Raw genomic sequence first — 17290 nt, 5'->3', positions numbered from 1 at the left:
GCTGCAGAGCATATAAAAATCTGACGGGGTGAACTAATGTCCTATAAATTTGAAGAGGGTAAAGACGTAATAATTGACGCTGTTGTAGAAAAAATAAAACATTCTATGACCGGAGAGCAGGCAGGATTTTGTGCCGAGTTTGCCAAACAATTATATGGAACCGTTGCCCTGGAAGATCTTCGTGAATGGGATATCGATGATCTGTATGGTGCGGTAGTCAATTTTTGGTCGTTAATCGTTGAACGTTCCCCAAGGGAAACCAAGATTAAAATTTATAATCCGGATTTTGAGCGCCACGGTTGGCAGACAACGCATACTGTTGTGGAAATTATTTGCGATGACATGCCCTTTATTGTTGATTCATTGCGTATGGTAATAAACAGAATGGGGCTTACTTCTCATCTTATCATTCATATGGGCGGCATCCGGGTTAAAAGAGACACCCACAATCACGTGTGCGATATTTTACCGCGCAATGGACTGGCTGCTGAAGAAAAAAACGTGCTGCATGAAGCGCCAATATTTATGGAAATTGACCGTCAGACAGATCCTTTAGTACTTGAGGAATTGCATAAAAATTTTGAACGAGTTCTAGACGATAATAGGGCTGTGTTTGAAGATTGGGAAAAAATGAGAGCTGAAGTCAGGGAAGCAATCAAAGAACTGGATCACGTATCCAAGGTGGTCGATCCAGACGAGCTCGAAGAAACCAAAGCTTTTCTGACCTGGATAGAAGATCATCATTTTACTTTCCTCGGAATTCGAGATTACGAATTAATCCAGAAAGGTAAAGAAACCATATTGCAAGCTATTCCTGAAACCGGTCTGGGCGTATTACGGGAATCTACAAATAAAGCTTCAACTCGCAGTATCTCTGCAATGACTCCGGAGGCCAGAGAATTAACCTTATCTCCTCGAATCTTAGTCATGTCAAAAACAAATACTTTGGCTAGCGTTCATAGAGATGCCTATACGGATTATATCGGTATTAAACGATTTAACTCTAAAGGGCAGGTCATTGGAGAGCGGCGAATTATTGGTTTATATACTTCTGCGGCCTATCATACCAATCCCAGACATATCCCATTTTTGCGTCATAAAGTGGCGTTAATTATGGAGAACTCTAAATTAAATCCACGCAGTCATGCAGGAAAAGTCTTACTGAATATTCTAGAAACCTTACCCAGGGATGATTTGATTCAGGGTTCAGAAGATGAACTTCTTGAAATTGCTATGGGTATTTTTTACATGCAGGACAGAAAAAGAATTCGACTGTTTGCGCGCAAGGATGTATACAGACGATTTATTTCGTGTCTGGTTTATGTACCCAAAGATCGCTTTAATACCGAGTTAAGACATGCCATGCAAAACATATTGGCAGAGAGTTTTCATGCTGAAGAAATTACATTCTCTACGTTATTCGGGGAATCAGTTCTGGCTCGTATTCATTTCATTGTTAAGGTGAACCCACAGGAATGCCCAGAATATGATTTGAAGGAAATCGAACAGAAATTGATTGATGTAGGACGTTCATGGACCGACGATCTGCAATATTATTTACATGAAGCATATGGTGAGGAACAGGCAAACGCCTATTTTGCTTTATACAAAAACGCTTTTCCTATTTCGTATCGTGATAATTTTTCTCCACGGACTGCTGTATATGATATTAAGCATATCGATGGTCTTAGTGCCGAACATCCTTTAGGGATTAATTTTTATCGCCCTCTGGATGAATCCGAGAATAATTTCAGATTAAAGGTCTATCAACATGACAGTACCATAGCATTATCTGATGTATTGCCTATATTGGAAAACCTGGGATTAAGGGCGATTAGTGAACGGCCTTACGTACTTAAATTTGAAAATGGCAAAGTGACATGGATTAACGATTTTGCCATGCAGTATAATAAAGAGTTTGAATTTAATGTCGATGAAATCAAGGAGTTATTCCAGAATGCATTTGCCCGTGTTTGGTTTGGTGATGCAGAAAATGATGGATTTAATCAACTCGTTTTAGCAGCTGGACTTAATTGGCGTGAAGTGGCCATCTTAAGAACTTATGCGAAATACTTTAAGCAAATAGGTTTTACATTCAGCCAGGACTATATGGAAATGGCGTTAAACAACAATGTAAACATTGCGAAGAAACTGGTGAGACTCTTCGAAATCAGATGTAATCCTCTTGAAAATAATAAAAGAGAATCTCGCTTTAATGATCTGACCGCTGAAATTTTAAATGATCTTGATAACGTCTCGAATCTTGATGAAGACAAAATTATCAGACAATACGTTCAGGCAATTAATGCCACTCTTCGTACCAACTTTTATCAAGTAGATTCGAATGGAAATTCCAAGAGTTATATATCCATTAAATTAAACAGCAAGATTATTCCAGGTGTTCCTAAACCTCATCCAATGTTTGAGATATTTGTCTATTCTCCACGTTTTGAAGGGGTACACTTACGTTGTGGAAAAGTTGCTCGCGGGGGACTTCGTTGGTCGGATCGCAGAGAAGATTTTCGTACTGAAATTCTTGGCTTGATGAAAGCGCAACAGGTTAAAAATTCCGTTATTGTCCCTAGTGGTGCTAAAGGCGGATTTGTTCCCAAACATTTACCAGTTAATGGAACCCGTGAAGAAATCATGGCCGAAGGCATTAGCTGCTATCAATTGTTTATCCGAGGTTTACTGGATATTACCGATAATTATAAAGACGGTCATATTGTTAAACCTCAAAATGTTGTGTTCTATGATGAAGATGATCCCTATCTGGTCGTTGCGGCGGATAAGGGAACTGCAACATTTTCAGATATTGCCAATTCTATTTCATTGGAATATGGTTTCTGGCTCGGAGATGCTTTTGCTTCAGGCGGGTCAGTTGGATACGACCATAAAAAAATGGGTATCACAGCCAAGGGAGCCTGGGAATCTGTTAAACGCCATTTCTATGAACTGGATATTGATATTCACAATAACGATTTTACTGTTGTTGGAATTGGCGATATGGCAGGAGATGTATTTGGTAATGGTATGCTGTTATCCAACCACATCAAGTTAGTTGGTGCATTCAACCATCTTCATATTTTTATCGATCCTAATCCAGATGCGGCTATCAGTTATAATGAGCGAAAGAGATTATTTAACTTACCACGCTCGAATTGGACCGATTACGATAAAAAATTGATTTCAAAGGGAGGCGGTGTATTCAATCGCAGCGCAAAATCAATTCCTGTCAGCCCAGAAATGCAAAAAGTGTTTGGCATAAAGCAAACAGAAATTGAGCCTAATGAATTGATTAAAACAATTTTAAAAGCCAAGGTTGATTTGCTCTGGAGTGGTGGTATTGGTACTTATGTCAAATCAAGTCTGGAATCAAATGCCAGTGTTGGCGATAGAACCAATGATTCAACCCGTGTGAATGCCAAACAATTGCGTTGTAAAGTAATTGGTGAGGGCGGTAATTTGGGTTTGACTCAATTAGCTCGAGTAGAATATACCTTGCATGGCGGAATGGTTTATACCGATTTTATTGATAACTCAGGTGGGGTGAACTGTTCTGATAAAGAAGTGAATATTAAAATTTTACTGAATACCATTGTTGCTTCAGGAGATCTGACTCCCAAACAGCGAAATGAGTTATTAGGTGAAATGACTGATGAAGTGTCAAAATTAGTACTTCGAGATAATTTTTTACAAACTCGAGCTATTAGCTTGTCTGCATCACAGGCACTTCGTTCGCTTGAGCTTCAGTCACGTTATATGAATGAACTCGAAAGGACCGGTAAATTAGATCGTAATCTTGAGTTTTTACCTGATGATAAAGCATTAACGGAACGCAAATTAATGGGGCAGGGTCTGGGTAGACCCGGTATTGCTGTTTTGATGTGTTACAGTAAGACTCTCTTGAAGGAGCAAATTCTAGCATCTGATGTTCCTGAAGAAAGTTACATGAATGAAATTTTGATTAATTCATTTCCCAAGCCATTACAGGAACGATTCAGCAAGCAAATGCAAGATCACCCATTGAGACGGGAAATTATTGCTACTCGTTTAAGCAATATTATCGTCAATGAAATGGGCTTTACTTATGTGTACAGACTTCAGGATGAGACAGGTGCTCCCGTATCTGCTATCGTCAGAGCCTATATGATTGCACGTACAGTTCTTGATTTGGAATCCATCTGGAAACAAATTGAGGAGTTGGGAACAAAAATTAGCGCGCAACAACAGATTGATATGATGATGCTTTATGTACGTCTTTCAAGAAGAGTCACGCGGTGGTTTTTACGTAATCAACGCAGATCTTTAGATGTAAGTCATACGATCAAACTGTATTCCAAAGGAGTTGTTGAATTCAAAAAATCAATGCCTGCTGTATTTGGTGAGCATGGTCGAGCCCAATATCAAGAACATTATGAAGAGCGGATTAAGGATGGAGTACCTCCTTCTTTGGCTCATGAACTAACAGTTACTCGTGGATTATTTGCTGCCACAGATATTATTGAACTCGCTCATACAAACAATGTGAGTATTGAAAAAGTTGCAGAAATATACTTCGGAATCGGTGAGTACCTGGATTTATCCTGGATTAGAACGCAAGTTATCATTCATCCAACTGAAAATCATTGGGAGTCATTATCCAGAGAGGCTTTACGTGATGACCTGGATTGGCAACAGCGTCAATTAACCTCAGGAATTATGTGTTTTGATGCTAAAAATAAGGATTTTGCAGCCCGGTTGGAATCCTGGGGAACTGTTCATGCTGCTTTAATCGAGCGCTGGCGTTTTATCCTCACTGATTTAAAATCCAGTACGGTTCTAAATTACACGATGTTCTTTGTTGCGATAAGGGAGTTGCTGGATTTAACGCAGACCACATTGCAAGCATATGTAAAGCCAGAAAAAGCGTCTTAAATCATTATTATCCCATGTCATAGACATTTAATTATGACATGGGATTTTTAAGATTCATTTAGTTGATTTAACTTATAATTCAAGGAGTGATTTAGTGGAAAGCAAAATTGATACAGGATATTCGGCAACCTCCAAATGGTTTCATTGGGTTATTGCTCTCATCGTTATTGGGATGTTGTGTATGGGTTTTTTTCTAGATGAAATTCCAGAACAATACCAGGGTTCTGCATATATGCTCCATAAATCTACTGGTATTACCGTATTATTTTTGATGCTCATTCGTTTTGTTTGGGTTCATGCTAAAGGAAAACCTTCTTTACCTGAATCAGTTAAACCTTGGGAAAAAGTATTGTCACGTTTTGTGCAATACGGTTTTTATGTTCTTTTATTTATTATGCCTATGAGTGGCTGGATCATGTCCGTTGCTGCTGATCGTATTCCCACTTATTTTGGTCTTTTTAAAATGCCCTTACCCTGGATAACACCAGACAAATCCCTTGCTGAATTTATGAATGAATCACATGAGGTTATTGCCTGGATTTTAATTGTTTTTATTGGCCTGCATGTTCTTGGCGCTTTGAAACATCATTTTATTGATAAAAACAATATATTAAAACGAATGTTACCGGGACAAAAACAGTAAATTTTGTGGTTTTAAGATATAGAAGCATAAGACGAATCAGACGCTGATATTCTCTTGGTTACGTCGCAGTGTTTGAATCACAAAATCCAGAAAAACAGTGCTAGAACAGTGGAACCCGCGGTCTAAGCCGCGGCATCTTATCAATTTACTTTGGTATTCTGGATTCCGTGAGTAAGCCGCAGTACTTCGGCGGGTATCGCTCGCACTTTTTTTTAATGCCACAATTTTTCGATGTCTTCTCTATATCTATTTATAAAACTGGTATTTCAAGCCTAACCTCTTTGTTTTGGCCTTCAAACCGAACTGAGACGAAGGGTTCTTTAAGCATGCTTGCTGCGATCAAATAGCGATTGTTGCCTAAATTGGAATAATCGATTAACTCCCCAATTTCAATTTCATCAGTGAAATGAAATAATTTTTGGCCTGAGTAAATCGTGTGATCTGTATTGATAATAAAGATTTTTAATTCATGTTTTATAGTTGCACGGTATTGTGTTCTGGCTATAATTTCTTGTCCTTTATAGCATCCTTTGTTAAAGCTGATGTATTTTGTTTCATGTAAACCCAGTCTATGAGGCAGAAATAGTCCTCTGGACTCAGGATATATATCGATTTGTTTGTGCATTAATCTCAGGGTATGCCAAGTCATTGAGCCTAGATATTGATCTCGTTCTTTAAATAATTCAGATATATTGATGAATTCATTTTGTGGCACTATGAAAATATAAAACCCATCACCTAAGTGGTAATAGCAATAATTGGAAGTGTAAGAAAGAGTGTATAATTCAGATGGGAAAAAATCGGAATCAGGTACAAAGTCCTGAGAATTTTGTAAATAAAATCCAGCAATTTTGAATTCATTACATTCTTTTAGAGTTACTCTGGACAGTTGAGCCGTTTTATTCAATGAAATGGCTGTAGCCTCAATCATATCCTGGGGAAGAATTAATTTAATTCCATTCCAATTGATAACATCCATAAGTGAAAGGATGCGGCCTTTTAGGTTGCATTGTGCACCTTGTATCATTTGTATGTCTGATACTGCATTTAAATCACAGGTTAATTGGCCTTGAAGAAAATCTACTGCTTTTTCTCCATCCAATTGGATTAAACCAAGATAAGATAAATCAAAAAAGTAGTTTTTAAGTGGCTCAATAGTGCAATTAATGGTGTTTGTTGTCAAAATTCGATTATTTATAGTGTGATTTTGGAATAAGCTCATGGTTATATCAAAGTTTCCGTTTATTATTCGAGTAGTGTATCATCAGCACGGATAATTTTAGAGTCATTTTAGAATTTATGATTCAATAATGATAACAATACAATCAACTACTATTTTTGAGATATTTCATGCTAGATTCACGAGAAAGGGCGAGGATTACCTGGCATTGCCGACGCGGTATGCTGGAGCTGGATCTTATTTTGCAGCGTTTTTTGGAACATGGTTTGGATTTGTTGAGTGAGCATGAACTCAAGTTGTTTGATCGGTTATTGAGTTGTACGGATCCTGAACTTTTTTCGTGGTTAATGGGACATACCGATCCACAAGATACTGAGCTAAATGAAATTGTCACCATCATCAGAAATAATACTTAAACCCACTAAATCAAAAGTCTATTTTCGTTTGATTTCAATTTTATATTTTCTTACCGTGGCTTTAATTGTATATTCTTCTTTATTCAGTCTTATTAAGCTGGCTTTAATCGCAGTTCTTTCTGTATACATGATACCGGAGTTCATTAATAAAAATCCAAGTAATTTCATTATTGAGATGATTTACCGCAACAAAGAATGGTATATCACAACAAAAAATGGAATTACAGAGGATTGTGATGAGCTTCGCATTATCATCCACAATACCTTATTTCAACTGATTCAAATATCCATTCTGGATAAAAGGAAATTATTCATATTATTTAATGATCAGATTTCAGAACATCAATTACGGCAACTTCATCATATATCTTCAAACGAATAGTATATAATTATACATAATGTATAATTATAATACTAGCCTCCAATCATACTGTTATCTTATGTGCATGATAAGCATTGTATGAAGGATTAAAGAGGATTTTATGAATAGAGACAGCCCTTATACTGATGAGTATTTAGTTGAACTGGCTAGAGATGGAAGTTCTGTTGCGTACAATCAACTCCTTGAGCGATATGATCATAAAGTGCAACGGGTTATTTATTTTTATATTAATGATCAGGCGTATGCTAAAGATTTGGCTCAGGAAGTATTACTTAAAGTGTACCGAAATTTGCATTTTTTTAAAGATAAGAGCCAGTTCTCTACCTGGCTTTATAAAATTACTCAAAATACGATAAAAAATTATTACCGTTCAGCCAGTTTACGTCTGGATTCTGAAGCTCATTTTGTTGATGAACAATATTCCTCATTTTATAATTCACCTGAGCATCATCTAATGACGACTGAGATCACAGATCAAATCGAGTCTGCTATCTCTCAATTATCAGAGGACTTACGGCTTTGCTATGGAATGCATGTCTTTGAGGGGTGCACCTATGAACATATTGCGCAAGAGTTAAACTGTCCGATTGGAACAGTGCGATCTCGAATTCATAGAGCAAGGAAGCTGGTGACTAATTTTGTGGATAGGCGAAATAAGAATGTAGCCGGATAAAAAGATTCAATGTTGGAACAATTGGACTATTCAGGCTTAATAAAGACCCAACCAAATAGCCCAATAGAAACTGAAATCAATTTAATTTAGCGATGATTTTATGCATCCGAATCCAGGTCATGGTGTTTCCTGTTTGAGCTAAATTGATTAGTTCGTTGGATAAGGCATCAATCTCTTCTTGTGATGCAATCTGCATATCGATGAGTTGAGGCTTGAGATCGTTTAATGCCATGGAGTAAATCAATTTTTCTTGAGCTGTTCTAAGTAAGGGCTGGTAAAGTGAATGATGTGTGACTGAAAGATGACATGATTCAAACTCCTGTTCGAGACGGTGCGCCACTTCAAAATCACGATTGTTCTTTGCGAAACACGCTCTGACCCACTGAGTAAACTGCTCGTATGCTTTAGAAGGCGGATAACAAAAAGTTGAGTCAAATATAGACGGTTCCTCGCAAATGATTATACCGCCTGGCTTCAGGCATTGCCCCATATGATCTATTACTGAATGAGCATCAGCAACATGATGAAGTACCATGCGGCAATATATAAAGTCAAATTGTTCGCCCAGATCTGAAAGGTGATTTACGTCCCATAACTTGAATCGTACTGTAGAGTAATCACGGGTTATATTCTGGACATAGTCCAGTTGTGATTGACTTAAATCAATCGCGAGAAGAGATCCAGTGCGTCCAATCAGTTTGGCTAATTCAAGAGTCATCGCTCCTGAACCACAGCCAATTTCAAGTCCGCTCATTCCTTGTTTGATTCCAGCCTCCTGAATCAGGTTTTTACTGCTTTGTGCATAGAGTTGATGTTGTAACGAAAGGCGATCCCTTGCTTTATCGTTAGTGTTTAGAATATAAGTTGTGGTCATAATAGTCCTTTATTATTGAGTCGATGTTACATTAAAGTTAAACGGGGCTCTCTATTGCGATTCTTTGAGAAGAAGCACTCTCCATGTAGTGATTTAACTGCTGTGCCTGTAATTGAAACATGCTATTCAAATTCTCTCGAGTCGAACTACCCATATGGGGTGATAAAATCACATTATCCAATTGACGCAATTTCAGGGGTACTTCAGGTTCATTGCTGAATACGTCCAGTCCAGCCCCGGCGATGATATTATTGGTCAGCGCGTCAATAAGAGCATCTTGATCAACTATGCTTCCTCTGGCAACATTAATAAGATAACCAAGCGGGCCTAAATGTTCCAAAACCGCTTTATCGATCAGATGATGTGAATCCGCATTGGCCGAACAGCAGAGTATGAGAATGTCACTGTTACTGGCGAGGGCTTTGACATCAGGATAGTAATAATACGCACATTCTTTCTTATTTCGCGCAGTATAGGCAATATTCATGTTCAGAGCATCAGCAAATTTAGCTATTGTTAGCCCAATTTGGCCTAAACCAACCAGCCCCAATCGTTTTCCAGAGACATGGTTTCCCAGAAATCGAGGCTTCCCATCAATCCAATGGTTTGCACGAGTATAGCGATCATTCGCAATAATTTTTCTGGACAAAGATAACATTAATGTGATTGCCAGCTCTGCGGTATCGTGAACGCCTGCATGGGGTTGTGATACAAGGGTAATTTGGTTTTTTTTTAAATAGTTTTTGTCTATATTATCAGTGCCTATACCCAGGTGGCTGATGAATTGTAAATTTGGGAATTGAGACAAGAACGATTCATCGATGCGATCCCAGACGGTGGTTGCCAAGGCTGTAACCTTTATTTTATCTAGGTGAGATTTTTCCTCCCAACCTGATATAACCTGCCATTCGGGGAGTAGAAGGGGTAAAATTGGTTGAATAAATTGATTGCTTAGATAAACAGTAGGGGTCATTAAATATCCTATAATCATGAAATTTTTAAATTAAGTCAGGAGTTACAGAACTTTTGTAACAGACATTAATATGAACTAAAAATACGGAACAGGCAATTTATAATTAATTGTTGATAAACTGAATCAGGATTATAAGTCATTGTTCTGCGGTTGAGCTATAAATGCAGGTAACGCTCTCCATTTGTGAGAGTAATTATCATTAGGTAAAAGGACATATCATGCATCGAATGTTTCATTTTTTTCTAATTTCATTATTGATGGTTAGCACAATACAGTGTGTGAATGCCACATCAGAGCCATCGACTCCCCACAGTATTCTGCGTGAGCTGAATGAGTTTTCTTCGCTTTTGAACACGAGTGATTGGAAAAGTCAAAAGATCAATCAAGAACATTTGCCAGCACCTTATAATGACCTATTGACGCAGCAATTATTAACCCCGGCTCTTGAGAACTATTATAAAAGAAAGGCAATTATTCGTGTCATACAAGCTCATCAAAATCCGGGTAGCCATACCTACTCTCGTATGATTACGATGCTATTGGATTCGAATAAACAGCGTAATGACCCACAAATGGCTCAGGAACTAAATGAGTCGCTCATTGCGGAACTGGCGTTTATCACAATCTATTTTAAGGAATTACCTCAGGAACTTGTTGGCGAAATCACGAGATCAAATATTCCATTTGGAACGCTTTTAAAAAAGTATGGCATCATTGCCACATCGACAAACCGATACTATTTTAAATCGCAATGTAATCCTGAGTTGGCAAGAACGATTCAATGCAGTGTCAACTCAACAATCTATGGCCGCATCAATACCCTTGTCAGGGTAGATAATCACCGTGTGATTGCACGAGTCATTGAACTTTTGTCAGGCATTAGGTGTCAAAACAGAGGATGTGATGTTATTTTAAAAGATAATCGGCAATAACCTCGCTTAATCCTGATTGGTGGCTGATTACGAAATAATTAATAAAAGAAAGCTGATATTAAAAAAACCTATGTTAAAATGTTTTCAATTCGGGTGAATCTAATAAGACTCTTATGCTGGAAAGTGATCGCTTAATCAGTACCCAGAGTATTGCCTCTGAAGAAGCAATAGATCGGGCAATTCGTCCTTTAAGTCTAAAGGAATACATTGGGCAGGATGCAGTAAGCTCTCAGATGCAGATATTCATTGATGCAGCTAAAAGAAGAAAAGATGCATTGGATCATGTGCTAATCTTTGGGCCGCCGGGCTTGGGTAAAACAACTTTGGCCAATATTATTGCTCATGAAATGGGTGTCAATATTCGTCAGACATCAGGTCCTGTTATAGAACGCGCTGGAGATATTGCAGCGATATTAACCAATCTTCAACAGAATGATATTCTTTTTATTGATGAAATTCATCGACTTAGTCCTGTAATAGAGGAAATTCTCTACCCTGCAATGGAGGATTATAAGCTCGATATTATGATTGGAGAGGGACCGGCTGCGCGCTCAATAAAACTGGAGCTGCCACCTTTTACTTTGATCGGAGCTACAACCCGGGCAGGATTGCTTACTTCCCCATTAAGAGACAGGTTTGGTATTGTCCAGAGACTTGAATATTACTCTATAGATTCGCTAACCCAAATTGTCACGCGATCTGCAGAATTATTGAATGTGGTGACAGAACCCGAGGGTGCCAGAGAAATTGCCATGCGCTCAAGGGGGACTCCACGAATTGCCAATAGATTATTAAGGCGGGTTCGGGATTATGCAGAAGTTAAAGGGCGTGGCATAATTAGCCTTGATATTGCCCAAAAAGCATTGGAAATGCTGGAGGTAGATCAACATGGGTTTGATCTGATGGACAGAAAATTACTGTTAGCAGTTATTGAGCGTTTTAATGGTGGTCCGGTGGGCGTTGACAGCATTGCAGCAGCTATTGGAGAAGAAAAAGGGACTATTGAAGATGTTTTAGAGCCTTTTTTAATACAACAAGGATTCCTAATGCGCACTCCACGCGGTAGAATGGCGACTCCCAGAGCGTATCAGCATTTTGGCCTGGAAGTAATACAACAACAGGAAGTATGAATGAAACATATAACGAAACATCAAAGCAGTGTAAGAGTCTATGCTGAAGACGTGGATTATATGGGAATTGTTTATCATCCAAATTATTTGCGTTATTTTGAACGGGCCAGAACAGAAATGTTGCGGCATAACGGATTATTGTTAAGTGAACTGATGAATGAGAATGTTCTTTTTGCTATTAGTGAGTTGAATATAAAATATCTGTACCCGGCACGATTGGATGATTTATTGACTCTATCAACACAAATTAGTGAGCAAAATAAATGCAGTTTTGTGTTTAATCAAACGATACACAATGAAGACAACAATTTAATTTGTGAGGCAAATATTAAAGTAGTCTGTGTTGATGGTCTTTTAAAACCAAGACGACTTCCCGACTTATTTGCAACACCAAATGAATAACAAAAAACTTCGATACTGGAGATAAAAAGTGGGAAATCAAGCAAATGTATTGATGTATTTCATGCAGGCGGGTCTGGTCGTTAAATCAGTAATGCTCATCTTACTCACTGCATCGATCGTATCATGGACGTTAATATTTCAAAGAGCATGGTTTTTTAACCGAAAGAAACAACTGACTGATGCATTTAACAGAAGGTTCTGGGACAGCAGTGATTTAAGCAAACTCTATGCTGATGTGGACAGCAACTCTGAAGAAAATCAGGGAATGGCCGCAATATTTCATGCAGGATTTAAAGAGTTTGTTCGGGCTCGAAAACAGGGAACTGTCGCTATTGAACCGATTCAGCGGGTTATGCAAATCAGCCATGCAAAAGAAGCCGAAAAATTAGAGCAGCATTTACCCTTTTTTGCTTCTGTCGGTTCTATTTCCCCCTATGTCGGATTATTTGGCACTGTATGGGGGATAATGACCTCGTTCCAGGCTTTGGGACATGCACAACAGGCTACCATTGCCATGGTGGCTCCTGGTATTTCTGAGGCACTGGTTGCCACTGCACTTGGATTATTTACGGCGATTCCCGCTGTAATTGCATACAATCGCTACACTACTCGAGCAAATATTTTGTTAAACCGCTTCGATTTATTCCAGGAAGAGCTTATTTCCCTGATTGAGCAACAAACATCGGGTACATCAAGAGGATAATTCTCAAATGATTAAAGCAAAAACCAAACGTGACCGTCCTATTTCAGAAATCAATGTTGTACCTTATATTGATGTTATGTTGGTTTTGTTAGTTATCTTTATGATTACTGCGCCTATGTTGACTCAAGGAGTGACAGTTGACTTACCCAAGGCTGCCAGCCAAAATCTGCAACCAACTGACAGAGAACCTATTATTGTATCTGTAAATCAGCAAGGTACCTATTTCCTGAATATTAGCAGTACTCCTGCGGATCCGATAGAGGCTCAAGCGTTGGTGGTGCGGGTTGCTGCAGAATTAGAGTTGGCGAAACAATCGGGTCAAAAGCTCAATGTATTAGTCAAGGGAGATCAAGGGGTCGCTTACGGTAAAGTTGTTCAGGCAATGGCATTACTGAAGCAGGCGGGTGCAGAACAAGTTGGATTATTAACTGACTCATCGGATGAACCTTCAGAGGGTCAAGCATGATAGGCACAAACAGTTATCGTAACGCATTCATTTCAGCAATAACACTTCATCTTTTTTTAGTGATTTTATTATTGACTGATTCATCAACTCAGCGCCCCGTGTTAACTGCTGAACATAAAACCACTCCCGGTATGCAGCTTCCTGTGGCAAATGTTCCGCAACAGGAAGCGGTTAAAGCAGTGAGTGTTGATAATAAAGAAATAATGGATACCGTGAATCGATTAAAACAGGAACGTGAACAAAAGCAAAGAGCTGAAATAAAACACCAAAATGAGCTTAAACGTCAGGCTGAAGCCGCAAAACAACAACGAATCAAAGAACAACAGCACCTTGCCAAGCTAAAGGAAGAGGCTAATAAAATTGCAATTGCACGTAAAAAGCAAGCAGAGGAAGAAAAGAAGCGTTTAAAAGAACTTGCTGAACAAAAGGCTCTTGAAGCAAAACGAATCGAAGAACTAAAAAAACAGCAAGAAGCTTTGGTAAAGCAGCAAGCACTGGAAGCAAAAAAACTCGCAGAGTTGAATAAGAAAAAACTGGAAGAAAAGGCCAAGGCAGAGCAATTAAAATCAGAACAAGCAAAAGCAGAGAAACTTCGAGCCGATCAGGCACGTGCTGCACAAGCAAAAGCGGATATGGAGCGAAAAAAACAAGCGGAGGCAGCAGCTGCGCAACAAGCTGCTCAAAATGCAGAAAATCAGGCGCGTATCGCCGGAGAAGTTGATAAATATAAGGCGCTCATTGTTAATGCGATTGGTAAAAACTGGATTTTACCAGAAAATGCTGACAGCAGGATGTCAAGCCAATTCCGAATTCGGCTTGCTCCTGATGGAACAGTGTTAGAAGTCACTTTAACTCGTGGCAGTGGCGATCCGCTTTTGGATCGATCCGCACAAACAGCAATATATAAAGCATCACCGCTTCCTGTACCAACAGACGCAGAAACATTTAATTTGTTTCGTGAAATCAGTTTAACCGTTCGACCAGAACAAGTTAGGGGATAAAACTCGTGATTAACCGATTGATACCACTTATTTTCATGTTATGTACCAGTCAGATTTATGCTCTGGATTTGGAGCTTACTCAGGGTATTAACTCAGCCTTGCCCATTGCTATTAATTCATTTGGCTCAGATGCTGGCGCAGAAGAAATATCCCATGTAATTGAAAACGATTTGACGCTGTCGGGGCAATTTAAAATTGTTTCCGGCCCACAAGGTGCCAATTCTCAATCCTCTATTGGTGTATTGCGCCAACTTGGTGCTGATAGTGTTGTTACAGGTCGAGTGAATAGAGTGGGTAACCGTTATGAAGTCAGCTTTACTCTTGCTGATGCGGTTGCAAATGGGAATGTCCTTCTTACCAAAACATACCAGATAGGCGCTAACGAGATCCGGCCATTGGCCCATCACATAAGTGATGAAGTGTATCAGAAATTAACCGGTGAGCGTGGAATATTTTCTACTCGTATTGCTTACATTTCCGTTCAAAGAGGCGGACAAAGAAGTCGTTATTCACTTGAGGTAGCAGATGCAGATGGACATAATCCTCAGAGTTTGCTGGTGTCCTCCGAACCGATAATGTCTCCTTCGTGGTCTCCTGATGGCCGATCAATATCCTATGTCTCTTTTGAAAAGAAACGCGCACAGATATTTACTGTTTCTGTTGAATCAGGTCAGCGCCGTCTAATTACCAGTTTCCCTGGAATTAATGGTGCACCTGCCTGGTCTCCCGATGGACGCCAATTAGCAGTTGTTTTATCCAAGACCGGCACGCCCAAAATTTACAGCATTGATTTAAGTTCTGGTTCAATGAAACAACTCACGTTTGGTGATGCCATCGATACAGAGCCTCGATTTGCACCGGATGGACGCAGTTTACTGTTTACGTCTGGAAGAGGGGGATCACCTCAGGTTTATCGTTTATCACTTGCTGATGGACAGGTAAGCCGAGTAACCTTTGAAGGAAATTATAATGCTCGTGCATCATTTACACCGGATATGAAAAACATTGTGATGTTGCATCGAGACGATCGTAATTTTAATATTGGTTTGCAAAATGCTTCAGGTGGTCCAATTGCGAGCCTGACATTCTCTGGCCTGGATGAATCTCCCTCAGTGTCTCCAAACAGTAGATTGGTTCTTTATGCGACACGAATCCAGGACAAAGGGGTATTAGGTATTGTATCTATAGACGGTAGAATACGAATGAAGCTTCCTGCACGTGAGGGTGATGTTCAAGAGCCGGCATGGTCCCCTTATCTGAGTTAATTATATAATGCGAATAATTATCACATTTGTTCTGGTGTTCAATAGCTGTCTTACCTTTGCATGGAATGCTATTGGGCATCAATTGGTCGCTCAAATTGCTTACGACAATTTATCCCCTGCGGCAAAAAAAATGTGTAATCAATACAATAGTGCTTATAATAATTTAAGCGGATCAGCATCCAGTTTTATTCAGGCAGCCACCTGGCTGGATGCGATACGAGCAAATGATGTTCATTGGTTTGATTCATTGCATTATATGGATATACCCTTTTCATTTGATGAAACACCGCTTCCTCCTGTACAGGAAATGAATGCGTTATGGGGTATCAAGCAGGCAATAAAAATTTTGTCTTCCGATAAATCAAGTCTGGCCGACAAAGGCCTAAGCCTTCGTATACTGACTCATTTAATTGGTGATGTGCACCAACCCTTACACACCGTTACCAAAGTAAGTAAGCGTTTTCCAAAAGGAGATTTGGGAGGAAACCTGTTTCCATTAGCCCATAATTCTATTGGTGATAATTTACATAAGTATTGGGACAATGGAGCAGGAAGTTTGACCGGACAAAGCAAGCACTTCCAGATAAAAAATAAAGCCCGTCAATTGGAACAGAACTGGGCCTGTTCTAATGCAGATAAAAAAATTAATCCCAGAAAATGGATCAATCAATCGCATCAACTTGCCTTAAGCAAGGTCTACAAGACCGCTCAGAATAGAGTTCCTGGTAAACGATATCAATTGGAAGCTAAGAACGTATCTCAAAAGCAAATAGTGTTGGCGGGATGTCGCCTTGCCACAGTACTTAATAGTATTGCGGCACAGCAGATTAATGATTTACTCTAACGGAAGTGTCCCTTATTTCAGCTGGTTCTGTACCCTGATGACAGGGTATGTCGAAAGTTTGTTCAATTCTGTCGCATAATGCGGTTTTTTGTACTTCATCTTTAGCACAATCAATAAGCTTTAAGGCATTTTCTTTGGTTAAGAGATCCTCTGACACCAATGCATTTAATCCGTAAAAAATATTGCCACCCAAAGACACCATCTGTTTTACATGATCAAAATGTAAACCGGACGTGTACCCTTCAAGTGCATTATTAAGCAAAGCCAGTTGGCCAATACTCATGCTGACTACATTGTATGGATCAAAGTTTAACTGTTTAAATAGTTTGTTTACAAGCAGGGTATGATTAAATTTAGCTGCCTCTTTGATGGCATCATAATAAAAGCGAGTACCTACCAGTAATTCCAACAAGGTAGATTCATTCCCATCTTGTGCTAATTTTATGATTGTTTCTTTCATAGAAAAGTCCTGTTATTTAGGTACATAAA

At 39.1% G+C, this 17290-nt stretch carries 17 protein-coding genes; 13 read left to right on the top strand and 4 right to left on the bottom strand.

All coding sequences use genetic code 11. The features are described from left to right. Positions 1–36: 36 nt before the first annotated feature. Both G543_RS0111855 and G543_RS0111850 read left to right on the top strand, forming a co-directional pair. Entirely contained in the window at positions 37–4917 is a 4881-nt protein-coding gene (locus G543_RS0111855) for an NAD-glutamate dehydrogenase (protein ID WP_028384713.1), read from the top strand. Between the two features lie 94 nt (positions 4918–5011). Further along, complete coding sequence (locus G543_RS0111850) at positions 5012–5560, top strand: cytochrome b (protein WP_028384712.1); 549 nt, start codon at positions 5012–5014, stop codon at positions 5558–5560. 250 nt (positions 5561–5810) lie between these two features. On the opposite strand, the gene ygfZ is transcribed toward G543_RS0111850, so the two are convergent. Then, positions 5811–6782 carry a CAF17-like 4Fe-4S cluster assembly/insertion protein YgfZ gene (gene ygfZ / locus G543_RS0111845; RefSeq protein WP_028384711.1) on the bottom strand — a complete coding sequence of 324 codons (972 nt, stop codon included), beginning with the start codon at positions 6780–6782 and terminating at the stop codon, positions 5811–5813. 128 nt (positions 6783–6910) lie between these two features. Between ygfZ and G543_RS0111840 the strand changes: the two genes are divergently transcribed. The 3 genes from G543_RS0111840 (at position 6911) to G543_RS0111830 (ending at position 8211) form a co-directional block, all read left to right on the top strand. Next, positions 6911–7156 (top strand): FAD assembly factor SdhE, encoded by a 246-nt coding sequence (locus tag G543_RS0111840; protein ID WP_028384710.1) that lies wholly within the window; start codon positions 6911–6913, stop codon positions 7154–7156. Then, positions 7122–7538 (top strand): hypothetical protein, encoded by a 417-nt coding sequence (locus tag G543_RS0111835; RefSeq protein WP_035922121.1) that lies wholly within the window; start codon positions 7122–7124, stop codon positions 7536–7538. The genes G543_RS0111840 and G543_RS0111835 overlap by 35 nt, the downstream gene beginning before the upstream one ends. A 100-nt stretch (positions 7539–7638) precedes the next feature. After that, the gene (locus G543_RS0111830) at positions 7639–8211 is read left to right on the top strand and encodes a sigma-70 family RNA polymerase sigma factor (protein ID WP_028384708.1); all 573 of its coding nucleotides are present in this window, start codon (positions 7639–7641) and stop codon (positions 8209–8211) included. Between the two features lie 76 nt (positions 8212–8287). Here the strand turns inward: G543_RS0111830 and G543_RS0111825 are convergent, their stop codons facing one another. Together G543_RS0111825 and G543_RS0111820 are read right to left on the bottom strand one after the other, a co-directional pair. Continuing rightward, positions 8288–9085, bottom strand: a complete 798-nt coding sequence (locus tag G543_RS0111825) for a class I SAM-dependent methyltransferase (protein ID WP_028384707.1) — start codon at positions 9083–9085, stop codon at positions 8288–8290. Positions 9086–9122: 37 nt separating this feature from the next. Then, a complete protein-coding gene (locus G543_RS0111820; protein ID WP_028384706.1) occupies positions 9123–10058 on the bottom strand; it encodes an NAD(P)-dependent oxidoreductase in 936 nt (311 codons plus the stop codon). A 218-nt stretch (positions 10059–10276) separates the two neighbouring features. Between G543_RS0111820 and G543_RS17815 the strand changes: the two genes are divergently transcribed. The 8 genes from G543_RS17815 to G543_RS0111780 all read left to right on the top strand — a co-directional run bounded on the left by G543_RS17815 (position 10277) and on the right by G543_RS0111780 (position 16801). Beyond that, positions 10277–10990: a hypothetical protein gene (locus G543_RS17815; protein ID WP_051190688.1), complete on the top strand. Its 714-nt coding sequence runs from the start codon at positions 10277–10279 to the stop codon at positions 10988–10990. Between the two features lie 113 nt (positions 10991–11103). Then, entirely contained in the window at positions 11104–12120 is a 1017-nt protein-coding gene (gene ruvB / locus G543_RS0111810; protein ID WP_028384705.1) for a Holliday junction branch migration DNA helicase RuvB, read from the top strand. Then, entirely contained in the window at positions 12121–12522 is a 402-nt protein-coding gene (locus G543_RS0111805; protein ID WP_028384704.1) for a YbgC/FadM family acyl-CoA thioesterase, read from the top strand. It begins immediately after the preceding gene. Between the two features lie 28 nt (positions 12523–12550). Then, positions 12551–13225 carry a protein TolQ gene (gene tolQ / locus G543_RS0111800; RefSeq protein WP_028384703.1) on the top strand — a complete coding sequence of 225 codons (675 nt, stop codon included), beginning with the start codon at positions 12551–12553 and terminating at the stop codon, positions 13223–13225. A gap of 7 nt (positions 13226–13232) precedes the next feature. After that, positions 13233–13691, top strand: coding sequence for a protein TolR (gene tolR / locus G543_RS0111795; protein ID WP_028384702.1), 459 nt, complete (start codon positions 13233–13235; stop codon positions 13689–13691). Next, entirely contained in the window at positions 13688–14692 is a 1005-nt protein-coding gene (tolA, locus tag G543_RS0111790; RefSeq protein WP_028384701.1) for a cell envelope integrity protein TolA, read from the top strand. Before tolR ends, tolA begins: the two co-directional genes overlap by 4 nt. A 5-nt stretch (positions 14693–14697) precedes the next feature. After that, complete coding sequence (gene tolB / locus G543_RS0111785; protein WP_028384700.1) at positions 14698–15957, top strand: Tol-Pal system beta propeller repeat protein TolB; 1260 nt, start codon at positions 14698–14700, stop codon at positions 15955–15957. Positions 15958–15961: 4 nt separating this feature from the next. Beyond that, positions 15962–16801, top strand: coding sequence for a S1/P1 nuclease (locus G543_RS0111780; RefSeq protein ID WP_028384699.1), 840 nt, complete (start codon positions 15962–15964; stop codon positions 16799–16801). On the opposite strand, the gene G543_RS0111775 is transcribed toward G543_RS0111780, so the two are convergent. Continuing rightward, positions 16785–17261, bottom strand: coding sequence for a hypothetical protein (locus G543_RS0111775; protein ID WP_028384698.1), 477 nt, complete (start codon positions 17259–17261; stop codon positions 16785–16787). The genes G543_RS0111780 and G543_RS0111775 overlap by 17 nt on opposite strands. Positions 17262–17290 lie beyond the last annotated feature (29 nt).

The sequence above is a fragment of the Legionella moravica DSM 19234 genome (assembly GCF_000423305.1).
Classification (GTDB): domain Bacteria; phylum Pseudomonadota; class Gammaproteobacteria; order Legionellales; family Legionellaceae; genus Legionella; species Legionella moravica.
The sequence above is the reverse complement of the archived record's forward strand: the minus strand, read 5'-3'. Positions and strand labels throughout refer to the sequence as shown.

Coding starts and splice junctions, on each gene's coding strand:
- G543_RS0111855 (WP_028384713.1), top strand. CDS start 37: ATGTCCTATAAATTTGAAGAGGGTAAAGACGTAATAATTGACGCTGTT.
- ygfZ (WP_028384711.1), bottom strand. CDS start 6,782: ATGAGCTTATTCCAAAATCACACTATAAATAATCGAATTTTGACAACA.
- G543_RS0111840 (WP_028384710.1), top strand. CDS start 6,911: ATGCTAGATTCACGAGAAAGGGCGAGGATTACCTGGCATTGCCGACGC.
- G543_RS0111835 (WP_035922121.1), top strand. CDS start 7,122: ATGAAATTGTCACCATCATCAGAAATAATACTTAAACCCACTAAATCA.
- G543_RS0111830 (WP_028384708.1), top strand. CDS start 7,639: ATGAATAGAGACAGCCCTTATACTGATGAGTATTTAGTTGAACTGGCT.
- G543_RS0111825 (WP_028384707.1), bottom strand. CDS start 9,085: ATGACCACAACTTATATTCTAAACACTAACGATAAAGCAAGGGATCGC.
- G543_RS0111820 (WP_028384706.1), bottom strand. CDS start 10,058: ATGACCCCTACTGTTTATCTAAGCAATCAATTTATTCAACCAATTTTA.
- G543_RS17815 (WP_051190688.1), top strand. CDS start 10,277: ATGCATCGAATGTTTCATTTTTTTCTAATTTCATTATTGATGGTTAGC.
- ruvB (WP_028384705.1), top strand. CDS start 11,104: ATGCTGGAAAGTGATCGCTTAATCAGTACCCAGAGTATTGCCTCTGAA.
- G543_RS0111805 (WP_028384704.1), top strand. CDS start 12,121: ATGAAACATATAACGAAACATCAAAGCAGTGTAAGAGTCTATGCTGAA.
- tolR (WP_028384702.1), top strand. CDS start 13,233: ATGATTAAAGCAAAAACCAAACGTGACCGTCCTATTTCAGAAATCAAT.
- tolA (WP_028384701.1), top strand. CDS start 13,688: ATGATAGGCACAAACAGTTATCGTAACGCATTCATTTCAGCAATAACA.
- G543_RS0111775 (WP_028384698.1), bottom strand. CDS start 17,261: ATGAAAGAAACAATCATAAAATTAGCACAAGATGGGAATGAATCTACC.